The organism is Phocaeicola sartorii JCM 17136 = DSM 21941 (assembly GCF_054653615.1).
In genome coordinates, this window is record NZ_BAAIFW010000005.1 from 3082095 (window position 1) to 3100123 (window position 18029).

Consider the following 18029-nt stretch of genomic DNA (forward strand, 5'->3'; position numbering starts at 1 on the left):
ATAGAAAATATTATTTTTTATATCCTAATTCTTCCAATAACTTTCTGTTCCAAGCAGAACGTTCTTTATCAACTATCCATCCCCACTTATTGAAATACTTAATCATATTAACCATATGAATCTTCAACATTTTCTTATTTTTGTAAGATGCTGCCCGATGAGCATGTACAATGGTCACACTAGGAACAAACATAGTTCGATACCATCTGTGCATTCTCCTAGTTATATCAATATCTTCAGGATACATGAAGAATCTTTCATCAAACAATCCTACTTTTTTAAAACATTCCAAACGAAAAAACATGAAACTACCTTGATGATAGGGCACATTCATTTCTTTCTTATGGTCATCAAATTTTAGTTGATAACGTATATTCATCTTCTCCACCATTCTCTTAGGTAGGAAACGTCGGAAAATCAGATTGGCAGGTGTGGGAAGAAGACGACAGGTATATTGCTGCTCTCCATCAGGGTATACTACATTGGGCTGTACTTGTGCTACATCCGTATGTGCATCCATATATGCTGCCAGAAATTCCAAAACCGAAGGTTCAAAATATACATCCGAATTAAGAATCAAATGGTATTTCCCACCCGAGTTGAGTACCTGTCTCAATGCTTGATTATGCCCTGCTCCATAGCCTACATTTTCACTACCAATATATACCACATTGGGGTATTGCTGACAGAAATCTGCAATATACCGCTCGTTGGAATTATCGACAATATAAATTTGGGAAACAAGAGAAGAGATTAGTGACTGCAAGCATTTGGACAGTTCTTCTAGATTCGTCTTGTAGGTGACGATAGAAACTGTTATCATTGTATTATATGCAATTATAAATAAGCAATAAAGATCTCCTGCACTAGCCGATACACGCTAAGCGCGAGATGTAATATTCACATAGTATTATAATATTTTTCTCATTGAATAAGAACCAATTCTAAACAGAAAGAAATATATCGGTAAGATTACATAATATAAATGTACCTGATTCAAAAAAGCCAATACACCTACCCCAACTATTAAAAGCAAATAAAACTTTAATCTAAAGAGCTCTCTCTTATTATAACTCCCAACAAAGAATAAAGCCCATTTTTCACATCTCCCTCGTTTCTCTTTAGCACATATTTGAATAAAAGTCGGAATAGGATAAGATATAATTATCAAAAGTAATAAATAACAGTTCCAACTAAAATGAGTATATAAGAGAAAAGGAACACCATATCTATAGATCATTAAAAAAAGAACCAAATACTGATTAAGTCTGTTTCTCATACTATTATATAAAAGATATAATGGAATGATCCCCCACAATACAGGTAATAAAATGCAAATAGGAATGCCTTGCTGAATATAATACATTGAAAAAAGAATACCTAATACGCCTCTTGTCATATATATATTACACTTATTTCGCTCATATATTTTCAATTCATCTTCAGATAACCTCAAAGTGGGATTCTCCTCTTTTTTTATTGTTTCACAATCATTTTGAATGTACCCGATTTCATAAAAACAATATACACAGACAACCGACAAAAGCATTTGAAAAATAGATATCGGTTCAATATTTGCCAACAATAATGACAATAATACGGGAAACAGATATTCAGCAAACCAAAAAAATATTCCCAGTTTTGTCCTTTTTAAGAAACGTGTTCTTATAGCATACAATACAGGTACATAAAACATCAATACTCCAACATAGCTACTTCCCATTTCTTTTGCGCTATTAACTTTATCCATCGTTTTTGAGTTTTAGGATAACAGACAATATTTTTTATCTCAGAATATTCCAATACATCGGTATCGGTCAAGTCATCCGTAAAAAAACTTTTTATCTGGTGTAAAATTCCTTGTTCATTTAGAAACATGCATTTGTTTCCTAATAAATCTTTCACCATTTTGCCAGTACAAACACCGTCTTTATATTCCAATGCAGTACTATAATATTGTTCACAATGCAATGAATCGGCAACTGCTTCTGCTACTACATCAATAGTAGCAGATACTAGTATCACTTTCGATTTATCTATTGATATAAGATGTTCAATCGTATTATAAATTTCAATATTACGCACTTGAGAAAGATAGACTTCAGTAAATAACTTTGCTTGTTTACTAAGTTCACTATAAGAAGTTCCTTTCAAAAATCTAAGGGCCAAAGTTCTTGTCAAATCATAATGCAGCCAACTCCTTAAAGCTCGATTAATAATCTTCCAAAAGAAAGATTTATAGATAGTTCTATAAAGTTTAAAACGTTTATTTTCTTTCAAGTAAAACTCCAAAAAATCAAATGTCGTATTAGAACGATAAATAGTTCCGCAAATATCAAATAAATATAAGTTTTTCATTTAATCAGCAATTAACAACTAGCGTAAATAAATATAATTTTTCAACCATAGTATTATTACTATAACTCTATTTATTCAAATACACAGAAATATGAATATACCGCCCATTACATTTTATTTTCCTTCCTCAAAAGAATTTCTATTAATCTGTACCCAAAATGTATCAACAAATAAAACCATCCATAATGTTTCATTATAACCTGATACCATTCTTTTCTATTATTAGTAACTGTTGAAATTCCATTCCACAAATGATTAGCAACACAAGGCATAGTGTATATCTTAACTATAGATTTACTCTTATATAATTTTTTATTAAGATCTGCATCTGCAAACACTCGATATGAGATATCATAAAAATCAATATTTCGACGATAAAATGTTCCTTGATGGTGAAGCGTATTTTTAAATCTCATCCTCCAATTCCAAGAAGGATAGAATACATCCTTACCATTCATCAATACAGGAAAAGATAAAGCAACTACATCAGAGTTATTTTGCCATTTCAACAAAGTCTCAATGGGAATATCCAACAAATAATCTCCTGAATTTATATGTAATATATACGTTCCTGATGCCAAGGATACACCCTTATTTATAGCATCATATATACCTTTATCAGTTTCACTTAATATTTTTATTCTATCTGCATATTTTTGTATCAATTCACGTGTTCCATCCGTAGAATTACCATCAACAATAACAGCTTCCACTTTATCATTTAAAAATGGAATGATTGACTCTATTGTTTTAATAATATTTTTATCATTGAAAACAACAGTAATAATACTAACCAATGGTTTCATCTTCCTTCAAAAATAGATCTCACAAAACGAATTTTATCACCTACATTTCGACTTCCTAAATACATCCTTATTTTAATTAAAAAACGTATTATGCTAGATTGTCTATATTCTGCTAATTCACAAAAAAGGACATCGTAACCTTTAAATAATGCTTTCCTTATTTCTCTTTGTTCTTCCATGTATTTTAGTGGCATCATAGAGCTAATGCCATCCATCATAAAATTTGCGACGTCTATGTTACAATATCTAATTTTTTCTTGATTAATTCCTACAACTTTTAAGAAAAAAAAACCAATCAGATGCCAATTTATATTTTTCATCATATAATCCATATTTTTCAAAGAGTTCCCTTGATATAAACGCTGCCTGATGGTTTATCATATTCTTATAGAAATCAATAATATCAGGATGAGATGATACTATTCCAAATGTTCTTTCTTTTCTTCTATCATAACATTTTAAAATATTACCATAAATTATTTTATCTCCCTTTTCATATCTTTCAATAAGCCTTTCAATTGTAGTAGATGTAACGAAAGTATCACCAGAATTCATAAAATTCAAAAAAGAGCCATGAGCCTTCAAAATGCCTTTATTCATTGCATTATAAATACCTTCATCTGCTTCACTTATCCAATACGATATCCTATTTTCATATCTTTTTATAACATCCAATGTACCATCTGTACTACCACCATCTATAATTATATATTCAATGTTATTATAACTTTGATTTAATACTGATTGAATTGTTCTTTCTATTCCGCGAATGTTATTATATACAACAGTTATAATACTTACTCCAATATTTTTCATATTGATTTTCTATGTTATTTAATTATAGGACAGACTCATAAATAGCAGATAAACGATTCGCCGAATCTTTCCAAGAAAAATATTTTAATCGCTCTCTCCCTCTCTTTCTCAACATACCACTGTATTTCTCCTCATGTTTCAAAAAATCCATTAAAACCGGAGAAAGAGTATTTTCAAAATCATCCAAACAAAAATATAATGCAGCCTCTCCTGCTATTTCAGGAAAACAACTTTTTTTATTCAGCAACACAGGACATTCATTCGTAAATGCTTCTAAGATAGGCAAACCAAATCCTTCATATAAAGAAGGATATATGAAAGCTGTGGCATGTTGATATAAATTACACATTTGGGAGTCATTAACAAATAAATGTATGACCCTATCATAAATATTCAATGACTTCATAAGCTTCATCTCTTTTTTAGTAAAAGGCTCACCGGTAAATACGACTTTTAAGTCTAAATAATACTGTGATATTTCAGCAAAGCTTTTAATAAACAAGAGAAAATTTTTATAAGTAAAACGTCCTCCTACATATAACAAGTATTTACCTGAAATAATAGCAGGAAAAAATTTCCCTCTATTAATGGGTGAACCATGATATACTACAGATATCTTATCATCTGGTATATGAAGGATACGAATCAAGTCTTTTTTTGTTTGTTCGGAAACTGTTATTATATGGCTTGCCTTCTGAGACAAAAGTCTTTTATTAATAATTTGCCCATCATTAGTAGAATAATATTGTGGAAATAATTCAGGCATCATGTCATGAACAGTTAAAACAAAAGGCTTATTTCCTAATACATTCAGGAAATAAGGATCAAAGAAAGTAGGATGAAATACATCGTAGTCAGTCTGTTTAATCAATTCTATAGCATAATTTCTATTTATATTTAGAGAAGAACGATAAAAATGTATATTTGCATTAATCCAATTAAAAAGACGGTTCTTCCCTCTAAAATTATGATTGAATATAAAATTATTTACCGTCTTACTACATTTACATAAATTGGGAACTAAGCCACTTTCTTCCAAATAAATATTATCACTTTCCCTTATCCCAATTTGAAATTGAACATGATCAGGCAAATTAGAAATAAGTTCCACAAAACATTTAGAAACGCCACCATGAGATTGCATTAAAAAAGCCTGATAATCATACAAAATTCTCATATTTGTAAAACTATAAAAATTTAATTAGTAGTCATTATTAAAATAATCTGGAGTAAGATATGAAATTGCTATAAAATTCCATAAGACAAAATACTCTAAATTTAATTTAGGCGTACCTGATGGATACAACCAAACAAAATGAAAAATAATATAGACAATAACGCTCAAAGAAAAATAAGAATCCTTTCTTCGAGCAACATTATTTATTACTGAATAAAGCAATATAATAATATAAGGAAATAGCAAAAATAATCCTCCATGTAATATAATATTCAGGTACCCTGTTTCAATACCCCGTCTATTCATCGTATCTAACTCTGCTACAGATGGACTACGATAAGTTCCATCCATTCCTCGACCAAAAAGCCATTCTTCAACACCTTTAAAGTCCCTAAAAAAATCATCTTCCACCCCTGATCTTGTATCTGCATCTATCCTATCAAACAAAACCACAAAGGTGTCTTCTAATGTTTCTAGCAAATAATCCATTTTTATGTAAAAAAGCGAAAGGAAAAGTAACATTAAAAACAAAAATTTCATTTTCTTTCTTCTTAGATATATAATAATAGAAATTAAAACAAAGAAAAGCAAACTTGCAGCTACACTTCTTCTACCTGCAAACAAAGCAGCACATAAAGCCAGTATAAGAGTAACGACAATTATCATTTTACCAACATTATTTATATTCTTCCATGAAAAAAAATATATACATATAGGCAGTGCTAACTGACATGGTATTTGAGGCCTATTCAATACATAGCTTTCCCAGCCAACCATACTATTAACAATAGCTGTAGCATCTATATAAAAATCTTGAAAATTATATATGCAAAAGCATAGTGCTGTTATTACATAAATAAGACACCATTTATACAGTATCTCAAAATAATTTCTAGGTATTTTCAAAAAGACAGCAAAAGGTAACACATATTGCCAAAAATACTGAGGAGAAATTATTAAATCTCCAATTTTACTCTGAAGAGCTCCTCTAAATATTGTAATCAAGCTAACACATATATACAAAATTGCAATTATACAAATACCAGGATTTTTGCTAAATGGAAGTCGTTTGGGGACACATATAAAAGAATACATCAAAATACATATCCCAACTAAAGACATTAACCTACACAAATAATTATCCCTAAAAATAAACTCATAGAACATATTTCCCATTTCAAAAACATAAATGCCTAGAAACATTCTGTTCCAATGAGCAATAAGAACATTATTTACATTAAAATGGACATCTCGTTCTTGTACTATCACTATCTTACTGATATAATTTTACGAATATATTGAAAAAACTCATTTTCGAACTGTCTTATTCCATAATTGTGTTCAATATACAATTGACACTTACAACTCATCTCTTCTATCTTTACAGGATCCAAAGTAAGACTCCATGCAACTCCCATAGATATCGCATCTATACTCCAAGTATCCATCAAAAAACCATATTCTTCAATACCATCAAAAGCAGCCCATGGAGTAACAATAGGAATTAATCCTTTTTTCATAGAATTTATAACTGCACCAGGGCATCCTCCTTCTGAACCTGAAGGATATATTAAAAAATTACATCTATCAATTATCGCAGTCAATTCATCACTATTAATATCCATAAATCCCCATAATTTAATATTGGGGCTAATTTTTCTTTTCATTGATCTATAAAATAATTTATCTATAGGTCCTACAATATTTATAGTACGTTCAGGATGGTTATAAAAATATTCTATAAGTAATGAAATGCCTTTCAATATATTACCTCCACTAGCCATACAAAAATATTCATTATCACATGCATATTTCTTCTTTAAATAACAATCTTTAGATTGAGAGCTCTGATGTATAAGCTCTATTTTAGATTGACAAATAGGAGGATATGTAAGAATTGTATAACTACTCCCAATCTGTAAAATATAATCAGCTAATTCTATGGATTTATGAGGAGTCACTAACCGTTGGTATGGAATATGAGCATCATAAGTTACATTTACATAATCAGTCATTTTTTGTATTTGCTTATTTTGATGTTCATAATAAGCCCCTGTAGCATAATAAATTTTAATAGATTGAGGATTCGCTATACAAGCATTGCAGAAATTGGGCTCCAAACCAAAAATAATGGAGAACTTTATTTTCGGTATTTCTTTTTTTGATGCATGATCCTGAATATAAATATTAAATCCTAGCTGGTTAAAAACTTTGGCTATAATCAAAGCTTCTCTTCTGTTTTGGTGACTACTCAATAACCGGTTATCATTAGGATAATAGAATATATCCGTTAAATATGATATATATACCCATTCAGCCGTATCACTAATTTTCCAAATAAAAGTTGAATGCCTTTTTCTATATACGTTCTTTATTCTATTGAAGATTCGTATTATTACAATATATAAAGTTCTCATCATCCAAAACTGATAAAAAGTTTTTTGATTTTTTTCGCAAGCTGTCCAACTTTCGATTGACAGAATGCCATTCTATCTTTTTTGATAGAATATATATAAGATCTGATTTTCTATAAATTATCCTTTCTGTTAGGCCCAATAAAGTCAACAAGTCTGTCACTCTATTATTCCCTTCACTATATGCACCTCCTAGCGGAAAAAAGACAAATTCTCGATTAAAAATTATAGACAAAGCCACTCCATGAAAAGAACTAGTAATCATTATCTGAGAATAATAAATCAAAGAAAGCCATTCCTCAATTGTTGGATATAAATATCTGCACCCACTAAAATGTATTCTTTTATTATTGTATCCAGATGCGCTAGTCATATATATCGCATAATTTTGTTGATGCAAATACTTTTTTACTTCTTTCCAATATATATTCTCTTTACTATTAATATTTACAAAATAGACAAAAACATAAGGGCTTGAATTTTTATTTTTTAATTTTAAGGATAAATAATCACTTTGCTCTAACAGAAAAGTTGGATCCAGTACCCAACTGACATTATAACCTAACTCTTTACATATCTCAACGCCACTACTTTCTCTTACAGATATTGCACTAAATATGGATAACTTTTCTTTTAATTTTTTTTTAAGTTCTTGAGGGTAAGAAGTCATTGCAAAACTCGCTGCATACGAAATTCTTTTTATCTGTGACGAACCAAAATTTAAGAAAAAGCCTTCATTATTAATATTATCAAGAAGTTGAGCCCATACTTGATCACTTCCTGTAATATAACAATCTGCTTGAGGAGGATTTTGTTGTATTTTTGTCAAGCCATAATATACTATATCAGTACTTTGTATATGCTTAGCTTTAAATTCATCAAATTTTCTTTTTTTATCCACAAAAAAATTATATCTATTTCTCAAAATCGAGTATAGTTTTATAATCTTAGATACTAAAGTATAAACCCTAACAACTCTTCTTAGCCTCTCTTTTTTTTGACAAACAGCATTTACATCGTATCTGATAAGAAAAGGATTATGGCCTTGCATTTTAAGGTAGTGCTGTAATGCCCAAAGCTGCAAAAGCTGACCATAATTATTATTCGATTGCCAAATAGTTATAATACCAATCTTCATAAATACTAAGCTTTTTGATTGTAAGAGTTTATTCTATTCAATAATATAAGTGTTATTCCTTGTATAAAATCACTAGGGCCAAAAAGTTCTGAGAATCTAATCATTCCACAAGTTTCTCCACTACAATAAATTATTTGCCCTCCTCTATCTGTCATTTTTTTTAAAACTTCCAAAATATCAACATTAATATCTAAATAACTTTTAAGAAGTAATATGGGTATAGTTGCAGAAGAATCAATATCAAATGACTCTCCCATAAATTGAGCCCATGTATTATTTCTCAATTCTAGTTTTTCTAATGTTTTCAACAACTGATATGCTATATTTAAATAATATGAATCTATCTGTATAAATTCTATTAAAGCTAATATAAACCAAGCACATCCACGCCCCCAACTATTTATACCCAATCCGATATTATTTTTCACATTATAAAAAGGTAAACCTGATTTATCTAAACCGTAATCTATCCAATAATCCAGATTTTTCTTTGCTATTGCATAAGCATTCTTATCATCAAATTCTTTTGCATATCTTACTAGAAAAGGGACATACATTCCTAATTGATCAACAAAATAAAAATCTATTTCACTTTTTGTATTAGCAAAATAAGGCAATAGACCATTCTTATCTTGCCAAGAAAGTAATTTATTATATACATATCTACAAAATATCTCATATTTAATCTCTCTCGTTTGTTGAAATAAAGATAATGCAGCAAGAGCAAAAGGTGTTTGATGGACATTTATAAAATCAAATCGTGGTGTCCCATTTTCTTCTATATAATATTTATCGAAATATTTTTTCACATCATCTATTTTTATGTTACCATAGTAAGAACTATCTGTTAATCCTATAAAAAGAAAACCTTTATTCCAACCATATTTCCAATTATCATTTCGATAACTACGATACATTTTCCTCTTAATCATTCGAAGCATTTTTTTTATTTCTACAATAAATATATCGGGCTTTTGTAGCCTCATATATACACTTCTCTTTTTTGCCATTTTCAATGCTGCCAAATACACGCTTTGAAAATATATTTCATCGTTGACATTTCCTATTAGCTTTATCTTCTTAATGAATTTAAATCTTATAATTTTCACAATATCAATATATATAAACACTAATAGCACACACAGTAAAAAAATGGTACACATACGATAATATTTTTACATAACAACACAAAGTATAATCTATATATTACGAAATTCTTTAAACCGATTCTTTAAAAAAATTACTTTTTTTTCAAAATACACTTTTTCATTAACTGTTAAACCCACAAAATATGAAAATAGCAGCATCATAAAAACACAAATAACACAAATGAAAATATTTACTACGAAAGTATTAGGTAATACATAAAACAATACGATTGGTAAAGGGGTTGCTAATAGCAATACCCACAAACAGCGTAACACAACTTGATGAAAATAGCGATAGAGCGATAAATGTATCATAGAACGAATTATAAGCAAACGTATTATAAAAGCAAAAATGCAAATACAAAAATGGACCACAAATACACTCCAAGGTGCCGCTCCTAACCTTAATACTATATATGAAATAGGTACAATGAAAAGTAATACACCACCTACCATCGATTGATAAAAACGAATACGTCCAGTAGCTTGAGCAGCCACCATAAGTGAACCTGCCATTGCATCTATAATAGTGATTCCAAGCATCAATCTGACAAATGCCACTGTATAATCAGGAACTATTTTAAGCCATACTCTCAATATCATATCCGTTTCAAGTATAAGAGGGAAAGATATAGTAGCTAGTAATAAAAACGTAAATTTAGAACTGCGAAAAATAAGGTTATGCATATATATAAAATCCCCTATTGCATAAGATTTTGTTATTTGAGGATTTAAAGCTGTTTGAAAATTAGTAGAAAATTGAACAACTGCTCCCTGTACTTGTACTGCTACTCCACGAGCAGCATTAACAACGGGTCCAAAAAACATATTCAATAGGATATTCAAACCTTGAGTAAAAAAAATAAAAGCACACCCTCCCCATAGATTCCAGCCTGCAAAACCTATCATCTCTTTAAACAGCTTAGAATCCCATATCCAATCATAACATGTTTCCTCAAAATGATGCCTACAATAACAATTATAAATTATGCAAATTAGAAGCTGCATACCACAAAGAAGAGCTGTGTAAAATATAAGTTTATCATATTGTGTTAGATATAATAAATAAACAATGCCTAACTTCAATAAAACTTCTGCCAATGATATATAAGCAAAAGCCGACATCTTTTCATGTGCAATAATAGTAGCATTATATGGAACACTTATAATCATAACCATCATATTAATAACAGAAAACTGATAGACCCAAAAGGCAGCATACATTCTAGCAGGAGGAATTATCATTTTCTCATAAAGAAACCAAAGACCTACTGTTTCTCCTAAAATCAAGATAAACAGTGCTATCAGCAAATGAATATTCACACTAGTTCGAAAAACTTTATGTAACTGTCGATGATCCTCTTTACCTAACTCAAATGTAATATAACGTTGTGTAGAAGAAGACATCGCACTATTAAGAAAAGAAAACATAGTAATAATTCCTCCCGCTATATTATATATACCGAAATCTTCCACTCCTAATGCGTTCAATACGACCCGTGAAGTATATAAACTCACAATCATCATAAACAACATTCGAAAATAAAGCAACAATGTATTTTTTGCTATTCGAGTATTATTTGCTGAAATATCTGTCATAAAAAGAAATATCAAATCCTTTTGTAAGCAGTTAGCGTCCAATATTGACGTTACCCCAAAGAAAGCCGCTATAAGGCGGTTTCCTAATAAATAACGTCAAAAAGGATACTGATTTTTAAGTTTTGTTGTTAGTTCAGCCCGATTGTCAAGGGTAACAAATGTTCATAATCCCTACTTCCTTTAACAAATTAGCTGAAAAATCGCTTGAAATAATCCAGCACAGACACACCCTGTATCTTACATGTGGAGATGATGGTATGATATACCGCTGAGACACGGACTATCCTGTCACTTCCGAAGAACAACGAGTTCTGCCACTCACCAGCCAATAGGCAGATAAAACGTTCGGCAATGGAATTATTGATTGAATAAGAACTATCATTCAAATAAGCAAATACATTATTTTTGAAATGACTGCTCACTTAGATTTTGATATTATTTATTATCTCTAAAGGCAATTCGCTAGCTTGTGATATCACTTCGGCCCCCCAAAAAACGAAGATAATTCTCAGCATCCTCCAATTTACCTTTCTCTATACCTTCCTTCGGCCATGTCTTTCGCCATACCTTTACGTTCAGTGGTTCTTACCACATTGATAAGAACCGGTTCAGACTCTCCTCATAACTACGCTGTTCCACAGGATTGTAATGGGCTATCTCAGCCGTGGAAAACGCTTTATCGAATATCCTGCTCTGAAGTTTGGCAGGGCATCTGTCCAATACCTCCATGTGGCAAAGAAGTCATGATTTTCTGTTTCTATTTTTAACTCCGGTCACAAAGGAATAAATTAATTTCCTTAATCCCAATTGTTTGAAAGAAAGCTTGGCTACCGATAGACCACTACTCCACCTTCTCAAACGGAAAAGCCTGAAGATAACTAATAGCCACCGTCATATTACCAAAAGCAAACACCAGCTTGGTATTCCGATGCAGACGCATGATACACCCCTCCTTCCCTTGAAAGACACCACCCGTAATACGTATCTTCTGCTTTTTCTGAATATACTCCTCAAGAGGCTTATCCATCAGTTCAATGTTATAAGGCATGGATTCATACAGATAAATAAATTCTTCCATCTGTCTATGGGGAATAACAGCCATGCTATAGGAATTGCGGTCTTTTGCAAGATATTGCCGGGGGAACAGATGGGCAAGGATGAGATTCAATTCATCCAACGGGGCACATACAAACAGATAACCATCACCCGTGATTTCCTTTTCATTCGTCAAAGCGTTCAACTTCTGTACAGAGCCTGTCGCGAAAGCCTCTTTTACGGCAAATGCGGACTCCCGATGGGCTGCATACTCTTCCTTGCTATAAGGACACTGTTCAAAACGTCTTTTATGATCAGCAGAGGTATATGAAAACACTTTGAAGCAGAAATGCCTTTCTTCCTTTATGCCAGACCGGGTATTAATAGTCACAGCCCTCCTGCCGGTAAAGATTTCGATATAGCGTTTCAGCTCTCTGTTGCGCAGGAACATATAATACCACTTGTGGTCAGGATATTCTTTCTCTTCCCCCGTCTGTGACGTGGTTATCAGATCTGACCCCTGGTCTGGGCAGGAAGCGATTGAACTGCATGGCAGTAACCTAGGCGCTTTACCCGTTATGTTTTGATTCTGCGGAAAGGAGTATTCAGTACCCAAATCCGCATCATTACAGATTTGCATCAAAACATAAATTATTTATCATTTATACTTCTAAAATGAAGGCTTGTTGAAGCTTCATTTTTGGGGTTCTCTTAGTAAGAGATCCCCATTCTTCTTTAATTTGCTGATAATGTGAAACATACACATCGCAATTCATAACATTTTACGAACAATTCTCATACATTTCTTGTTAAAAGCATTTTAAAACAACAAAAGATTTCCATTTATTGGGAATTATAGCTACTTTTGCAGCCAAATGGGGATCTCTTACTAAGAGAACCCCATTTTTTATAAAACGAATCATGCTATCAAACAGCTGATTTTCAGATTTATCACACTTGTTCATGATAAAAAATAAATTATCCTAAATTAGATATCACACGAAGTCACACAGTATTTCTCTATTGTACAGCCAGCCCGCATGATATTCTACATCGCTGTTTCGCCAGCAATGTAGAATTATTTTTTCTTGAACAAAATATCCTGAGATACAAATAAAGTTACAACCCTTTTAAAATGATCTGATTGGCTCTGTCTATCTGTGAAGTGGAGATGGAGGCCAGATAAATATGAGTGGTCTTTTCATTATCGTGCCCCAGCCCTTCGCGGATGATGTCTGTAGACACCTTCCTGTCCTGCGCTATGCTGGCCCAGCTATGGCGCGCCACATAGAAAGTCAACGGCGCCTTTAATTCCAGCCGCAAGCCTATTTTATTCAAGCCCCGTCCTATCTGCTTGGCCCTCAGTTTATATTGCTTGCGGTCATTTATATCACAATACCGCAAGATAGGCAGCAGGTACTCGGAACTGTCATCCTTGTATTTATCCACAATCTCCTGCATCAGCTCCTCCCACAGAATAGTCAGCCGCTGCCCGGTCTTTTTCCGGCTGTATGTCAGAATTCCATTCTGGAGATTGCTCTTCTTCAAGTGTGCCATATCAATAAACGACATGCCCCGGGTATAGAAACTGAAAAGAAATATATCCCTTGCCAGCTCCAGCTGGGGTTCGAATGATAAATCAAGCTCCTTGATCATTTTGATGATTTTAAAGGGAACGGCCCGTTTTACAGTCTTGTCTATGCCGGTATAGACATGTTTGAAAGGTTTCTTGTCGGTGGTGTAGCCTTGCTCTATAGCCAGGTTATACACACTCCGCCAGATTCTCATATAATAGGAAGTACTGTTCTTTACCAATCCCTTCTCTTTCAGATAGGCTTCATACATCTCCATCAGTTCCGAATCAAAGGCTTCAAAACTCAAGTCCTCATTCTTTCTGAATTGGATAAAGCTGTTCATTGTCGAGGTATAACCTTCTGCCGTCCGTCCCCTTTTCTGCCGCTCCAGTTTATTGATACACCGTTGCATGAATTTGAACACACTCTCCATAGGGGGGATTTTCCGGAAAAAAGCCACGATATCATCAATGGTATATTCCACTCCGGTTCGCTCCAGGTCATTGATAATACCTTGTAACCGCGTCATCTCCCAATTCGTATGGTCACGTATCAGCAGAAGACGCGCTTTACATTCAGACTGTGTTGGAATAAGCAGACTGCCGGTGGAGTCGTCCCACTCGAAGGGCATGATCTGATAAGAAGTCTTGATGAGCCGTGTCAGTCTGTAATGAATAATTTGATAATTTAATACGCCCTTTTTTCCTTTTACGCTCGATGGGCGGAATTTCAATTTAATGGATGCCATATTTCTTTAAAATATTATGGTTTTGTTATTCAAAACGAATATAGCAATATGGCATCAGGTACACTGTTGCACCTCCGGTTATTCTATCCTTCTATCTCGCTCAATTCCAACCAGCGCATGGTCTTTTCATCAATCAAATCATTCAGTTCCGGCAATCGTTTGGACTTCTCCGTCAGCTCCTCCACTCCCAGCGTACCGCTGCAAAGGGCGGCTTCTATATCGGCTTTCTCCTGCTCCAGCCCGGCTATTTCCTGTTCCAGCTGTTCGAACTCTTTCTTTTCCTTGAAGGACATCTTCCGCTTGTCATTCAGGCGCACGCGGGCGGTCTTTTCCTCTTTTGGTTTTTCCGCCTCTTTGTCGCGCTGCTCTTTCGCCTCACGCCAGTCACGATAATCGGAGTAGTTACCCGGAAAGTCACGAATGTCTCCCTGTCCCTTGAATACCAGCAGGTGGTCTACCACCTTGTCCATGAAATAGCGGTCGTGGCTTACTACGATGACACAGCCCTTGAAGTTCTGCAAGTATTCTTCCAATACCTGGAGGGTGATGATATCAAGATCGTTGGTAGGCTCATCCAGCACCAGGAAGTTGGGATTACGCATCAGCACCGTACACAGGTACAGGCGGCGGCGTTCCCCCCCACTTAGTTTATATACATAACTGTGCTGCGTCTCGGGGGTGAACAGAAAATGTTGCAGGAACTGGGAGGCGGTCAGTTTCTTGCCATTTCCCAACTCGATGACTTCGGCAATATCCTGCACCACATCGATGACCTTCATTTGCTCGTCAAACTTCAGGCCGTCCTGAGAATAGTAACCGAAACGGACTGTCTCACCGATATCCAGTGTTCCACTGTCCGGCTTCTGTTCGCCCATCAGTATTTTAATGAATGTGGACTTTCCCGTACCATTGTTTCCCACGATGCCCATCTTTTCATAACGGGCAAAGATATACGAGAAATCTTCCAGAATCTTCAAATCACCGAAACGCTTGTACAGATGATCCGCCTCAAAAATCTTGGAGCCGATGTAGGAGGCTTTCATATCCAGTTTCACATTGCCGTCGTTGAAACGCTGCTTCGCCACTTTCTCCAGTTCGTAGAAAGCTTCTTCCCGATAACGCGCTTTATGTCCGCGTGCCTGAGGCATACGGCGCATCCATTCCAACTCCGTGCGGTACAGGTTATTGGCACGGGCTATTTCGGCATTGGTCGCCTCGATACGCTCCTGCCTCTTTTCCAAGTAATAGCTGTAGTTCCCTTTGTATGAATAGACCTGCTGATTATCTATCTCGATAATTTCAGAGCAGACGCGGTCCAGGAAATAACGGTCGTGCGTCACCATGAGCAGACTGATGTTCCCCCGGCCGAGATACCCCTCCAGCCACTCGGTCATATCCAGATCAAGATGGTTGGTAGGCTCGTCCAGAATCAGGAAATCGGGCTCGGTTATCAGCACATTCGCCAGAGCGACCCGTTTCAACTGGCCTCCGGAAAGATGCTTGATCTGCTGGTTGAAGTCACGGATTTTTAACTGCGAAAGGATTTGTTTCGCCTTCCGTTCATAATCCCATGCCTTTTCGTGCTCCATCCGTGCCAACAGGTCTTCCAGTCCCGGATTGCCTTCGGTTTCCATGCAGCTTTCATATTCTTTGATGAGTTCCACCGTGCTGTTTCCGTGATAGAAACAGGCTTCGAGCACGGTCAGTTCTTCGGGATAATGGGGATCTTGCTCCAAATAGCCCACACGCAGATCACGGCGGAAGACGATGCTTCCTTCGTCATATCCTTCCTTACCAGCTATGATATTAAGTAAGGTGGTCTTGCCTGTACCGTTCTTTGCTATCAGGCCGATGCGCTGTCCTTCGGCCACTCCAAATGAAATCTTCCGGAACAATACCAAGTCACCGAATGATTTGGTAAGCCCGTCTACTTGCATATATGGGGTCATTATCTGTCTATTTATTTAAATCATCCAACACTGCTTCCGCCTCACGCTTAATTTTCCTGAATTCAGATTTCAAGGTGCAGGGAAGTCCCTTTTTAGCTTTCTCCCATACCAATGCGGCAGGATCCAGCACCATGTCCGAACGCATAAACTGCAAGGCGGGATATTCTTTCCGGCCCTCTACAACGGTCACCCATTCCAGACCTTCCATCTCATTCACCAGAATGGTTCCGAAGGCAATACCGAAGTTCTCCCATGCCATACGCTGCTGCGTCTGGAAACGTCCGCTGTCCATCACCTGCTGTATGCTGTCAATATCGCTCTCCGATGCAGTGAAATCCTTGGTGAGTTGCTTTTTAATCGTGGCAGAAGCCCACTCAAAAGCGGTGTTCACCTCCCCTATTTCCAAAACACGGATCGGAATAATCTCACGCGGGTGGCTGACACCTTCTTTGCGGATCTGCAAAGACCGGATGATTTCTTCTGCCGGATGCTTGTCTCCTCCTTTGGACACGGTAAAAGAACATTCGAAAGAGAGATCCCCCTCTCCTGTCACCCAGATATGAGTGGTGTACCAGGCGCCTTCTTCCTGAAAAGTTTCCGCGCTATAGGCGCAGTCCCACTTGCCCACTTTCACCAGAGCGGAAGAGGTGTTTTCTTTCAATTCGTATGCGATGCACTGCGAACCATAGTCAGCCGCTTCATCCTTATAAGCCGATATGCGGAAATTACCGCTCCACCGGTCGGGATTATAGAATAAAAAACTCTCTTCTGTATCTTCAAACTCGTGCCAGCCCATCGGGTATTCCAATGAGAACCAGCCACCGGGAGAAATGTATTTCATAGTCTCTATCTTTTTAATTCATTACTAACGGAAACGATTGTTTTACTTCACCGGCAATATCTCAATCCAGTAATCATCCGGATCATTGATGAAATACAAGCCCATAGCGGTGTTCTCGAAGCAAACGCACCCCATTTCCTTATGGAATTTACGAACTTCGTCATAATCACCCTCCACACGCAGGCACAGATGGCTTTCGTTCTCACCCAATTCGTATGGCTGGGTATGGTCGCGCAGCCAGGTCAGTTCCAACAAGAAGCTGCTGTGGTCATCGGCCATATACACCAGCACGAAGGAACCGTCCGAAGCTTCCTTGCGATGAGACTCATGCAGGCCTAATGCTGTTTCATAAAACTTGATACTCTTGTCCAGATCAGTTACATTGATATTGAAATGGTCAAATCTTCCTTTTATTTTCATATTGTG

18 protein-coding genes are annotated in these 18029 nt (G+C 35.2%); all 18 read right to left on the minus strand.

The features are described 5' to 3' along the window. Positions 1-10: 10 nt before the first annotated feature. The 18 genes from ACYQ0C_RS13240 to ACYQ0C_RS13325 all read right to left on the minus strand — a co-directional run bounded on the left by ACYQ0C_RS13240 (position 11) and on the right by ACYQ0C_RS13325 (position 18023). On the minus strand, positions 11-823 hold the full coding sequence (locus ACYQ0C_RS13240) for a glycosyltransferase family 2 protein (protein ID WP_016276129.1): 813 nt from the start codon (positions 821-823) through the stop codon (positions 11-13). Positions 824-910: 87 nt separating this feature from the next. Continuing rightward, a complete protein-coding gene (locus ACYQ0C_RS13245) occupies positions 911-1750 on the minus strand; it encodes a hypothetical protein (RefSeq protein WP_016276128.1) in 840 nt (279 codons plus the stop codon). Continuing rightward, positions 1696-2358, minus strand: a complete 663-nt coding sequence (locus ACYQ0C_RS13250) for an HAD family hydrolase (RefSeq protein ID WP_016276127.1) — start codon at positions 2356-2358, stop codon at positions 1696-1698. Before ACYQ0C_RS13250 ends, ACYQ0C_RS13245 begins: the two co-directional genes overlap by 55 nt. A 107-nt stretch (positions 2359-2465) precedes the next feature. Further along, positions 2466-3164, minus strand: coding sequence for a glycosyltransferase (locus ACYQ0C_RS13255; protein ID WP_016276126.1), 699 nt, complete (start codon positions 3162-3164; stop codon positions 2466-2468). After that, positions 3161-3487 (minus strand): hypothetical protein, encoded by a 327-nt coding sequence (locus ACYQ0C_RS13260; protein ID WP_257464456.1) that lies wholly within the window; start codon positions 3485-3487, stop codon positions 3161-3163. The genes ACYQ0C_RS13255 and ACYQ0C_RS13260 overlap by 4 nt, the downstream gene beginning before the upstream one ends. Next, positions 3426-3980 carry a glycosyltransferase family 2 protein gene (locus ACYQ0C_RS13265; RefSeq protein WP_128812109.1) on the minus strand — a complete coding sequence of 185 codons (555 nt, stop codon included), beginning with the start codon at positions 3978-3980 and terminating at the stop codon, positions 3426-3428. Before ACYQ0C_RS13265 ends, ACYQ0C_RS13260 begins: the two co-directional genes overlap by 62 nt. 22 nt (positions 3981-4002) lie before the next feature. Beyond that, positions 4003-5157, minus strand: a complete 1155-nt coding sequence (locus ACYQ0C_RS13270) for a glycosyltransferase family 4 protein (protein WP_016276124.1) — start codon at positions 5155-5157, stop codon at positions 4003-4005. A gap of 24 nt (positions 5158-5181) precedes the next feature. Then, positions 5182-6426: a hypothetical protein gene (locus ACYQ0C_RS13275; RefSeq protein WP_016276123.1), complete on the minus strand. Its 1245-nt coding sequence runs from the start codon at positions 6424-6426 to the stop codon at positions 5182-5184. Beyond that, on the minus strand, positions 6426-7382 hold the full coding sequence (locus tag ACYQ0C_RS13280) for a glycosyltransferase (RefSeq protein ID WP_128812107.1): 957 nt from the start codon (positions 7380-7382) through the stop codon (positions 6426-6428). The genes ACYQ0C_RS13275 and ACYQ0C_RS13280 overlap by 1 nt, the downstream gene beginning before the upstream one ends. A gap of 151 nt (positions 7383-7533) precedes the next feature. Further along, positions 7534-8709 carry a polysaccharide pyruvyl transferase family protein gene (locus ACYQ0C_RS13285; protein WP_016276121.1) on the minus strand — a complete coding sequence of 392 codons (1176 nt, stop codon included), beginning with the start codon at positions 8707-8709 and terminating at the stop codon, positions 7534-7536. 5 nt (positions 8710-8714) lie between these two features. Continuing rightward, positions 8715-9734: a glycoside hydrolase family 88 protein gene (locus ACYQ0C_RS13290; RefSeq protein WP_159106284.1), complete on the minus strand. Its 1020-nt coding sequence runs from the start codon at positions 9732-9734 to the stop codon at positions 8715-8717. Positions 9735-9908: 174 nt separating this feature from the next. Further along, positions 9909-11456: an MATE family efflux transporter gene (locus ACYQ0C_RS13295; protein ID WP_016276119.1), complete on the minus strand. Its 1548-nt coding sequence runs from the start codon at positions 11454-11456 to the stop codon at positions 9909-9911. Between the two features lie 188 nt (positions 11457-11644). Beyond that, positions 11645-11878 carry a hypothetical protein gene (locus ACYQ0C_RS13300; protein WP_234215712.1) on the minus strand — a complete coding sequence of 78 codons (234 nt, stop codon included), beginning with the start codon at positions 11876-11878 and terminating at the stop codon, positions 11645-11647. A 419-nt stretch (positions 11879-12297) separates the two neighbouring features. Beyond that, on the minus strand, positions 12298-13131 hold the full coding sequence (locus ACYQ0C_RS13305) for a hypothetical protein (protein WP_016276118.1): 834 nt from the start codon (positions 13129-13131) through the stop codon (positions 12298-12300). Between the two features lie 479 nt (positions 13132-13610). Next, positions 13611-14813, minus strand: a complete 1203-nt coding sequence (locus ACYQ0C_RS13310) for a tyrosine-type recombinase/integrase (RefSeq protein ID WP_016276115.1) — start codon at positions 14811-14813, stop codon at positions 13611-13613. 83 nt (positions 14814-14896) lie between these two features. Next, a complete protein-coding gene (locus ACYQ0C_RS13315; RefSeq protein WP_032941675.1) occupies positions 14897-16762 on the minus strand; it encodes an ABC-F family ATP-binding cassette domain-containing protein in 1866 nt (621 codons plus the stop codon). Between the two features lie 7 nt (positions 16763-16769). Continuing rightward, positions 16770-17603 carry a DUF3805 domain-containing protein gene (locus ACYQ0C_RS13320; RefSeq protein WP_016276113.1) on the minus strand — a complete coding sequence of 278 codons (834 nt, stop codon included), beginning with the start codon at positions 17601-17603 and terminating at the stop codon, positions 16770-16772. A gap of 42 nt (positions 17604-17645) precedes the next feature. Further along, the gene (locus ACYQ0C_RS13325; RefSeq protein ID WP_016276112.1) at positions 17646-18023 is read right to left on the minus strand and encodes a VOC family protein; all 378 of its coding nucleotides are present in this window, start codon (positions 18021-18023) and stop codon (positions 17646-17648) included. Between the last annotated feature and the right edge of the window lie 6 nt (positions 18024-18029).

What these genes read in the sequence shown, in the direction of transcription:
- ACYQ0C_RS13240 (WP_016276129.1), bottom strand. Translation starts at nt 823, where the DNA reads ATGATAACAGTTTCTATCGTCACCTACAAGACGAATCTAGAAGAACTG.
- ACYQ0C_RS13245 (WP_016276128.1), bottom strand. Translation starts at nt 1,750, where the DNA reads ATGGATAAAGTTAATAGCGCAAAAGAAATGGGAAGTAGCTATGTTGGA.
- ACYQ0C_RS13250 (WP_016276127.1), bottom strand. Translation starts at nt 2,358, where the DNA reads ATGAAAAACTTATATTTATTTGATATTTGCGGAACTATTTATCGTTCT.
- ACYQ0C_RS13255 (WP_016276126.1), bottom strand. Translation starts at nt 3,164, where the DNA reads ATGAAACCATTGGTTAGTATTATTACTGTTGTTTTCAATGATAAAAAT.
- ACYQ0C_RS13260 (WP_257464456.1), bottom strand. Translation starts at nt 3,487, where the DNA reads ATGATGAAAAATATAAATTGGCATCTGATTGGTTTTTTTTTCTTAAAA.
- ACYQ0C_RS13265 (WP_128812109.1), bottom strand. Translation starts at nt 3,980, where the DNA reads ATGAAAAATATTGGAGTAAGTATTATAACTGTTGTATATAATAACATT.
- ACYQ0C_RS13270 (WP_016276124.1), bottom strand. Translation starts at nt 5,157, where the DNA reads ATGAGAATTTTGTATGATTATCAGGCTTTTTTAATGCAATCTCATGGT.
- ACYQ0C_RS13285 (WP_016276121.1), bottom strand. Translation starts at nt 8,709, where the DNA reads ATGAAGATTGGTATTATAACTATTTGGCAATCGAATAATAATTATGGT.
- ACYQ0C_RS13295 (WP_016276119.1), bottom strand. Translation starts at nt 11,456, where the DNA reads ATGACAGATATTTCAGCAAATAATACTCGAATAGCAAAAAATACATTG.
- ACYQ0C_RS13305 (WP_016276118.1), bottom strand. Translation starts at nt 13,131, where the DNA reads ATGCAAATCTGTAATGATGCGGATTTGGGTACTGAATACTCCTTTCCG.
- ACYQ0C_RS13310 (WP_016276115.1), bottom strand. Translation starts at nt 14,813, where the DNA reads ATGGCATCCATTAAATTGAAATTCCGCCCATCGAGCGTAAAAGGAAAA.
- ACYQ0C_RS13315 (WP_032941675.1), bottom strand. Translation starts at nt 16,762, where the DNA reads ATGACCCCATATATGCAAGTAGACGGGCTTACCAAATCATTCGGTGAC.
- ACYQ0C_RS13320 (WP_016276113.1), bottom strand. Translation starts at nt 17,603, where the DNA reads ATGAAATACATTTCTCCCGGTGGCTGGTTCTCATTGGAATACCCGATG.
- ACYQ0C_RS13325 (WP_016276112.1), bottom strand. Translation starts at nt 18,023, where the DNA reads ATGAAAATAAAAGGAAGATTTGACCATTTCAATATCAATGTAACTGAT.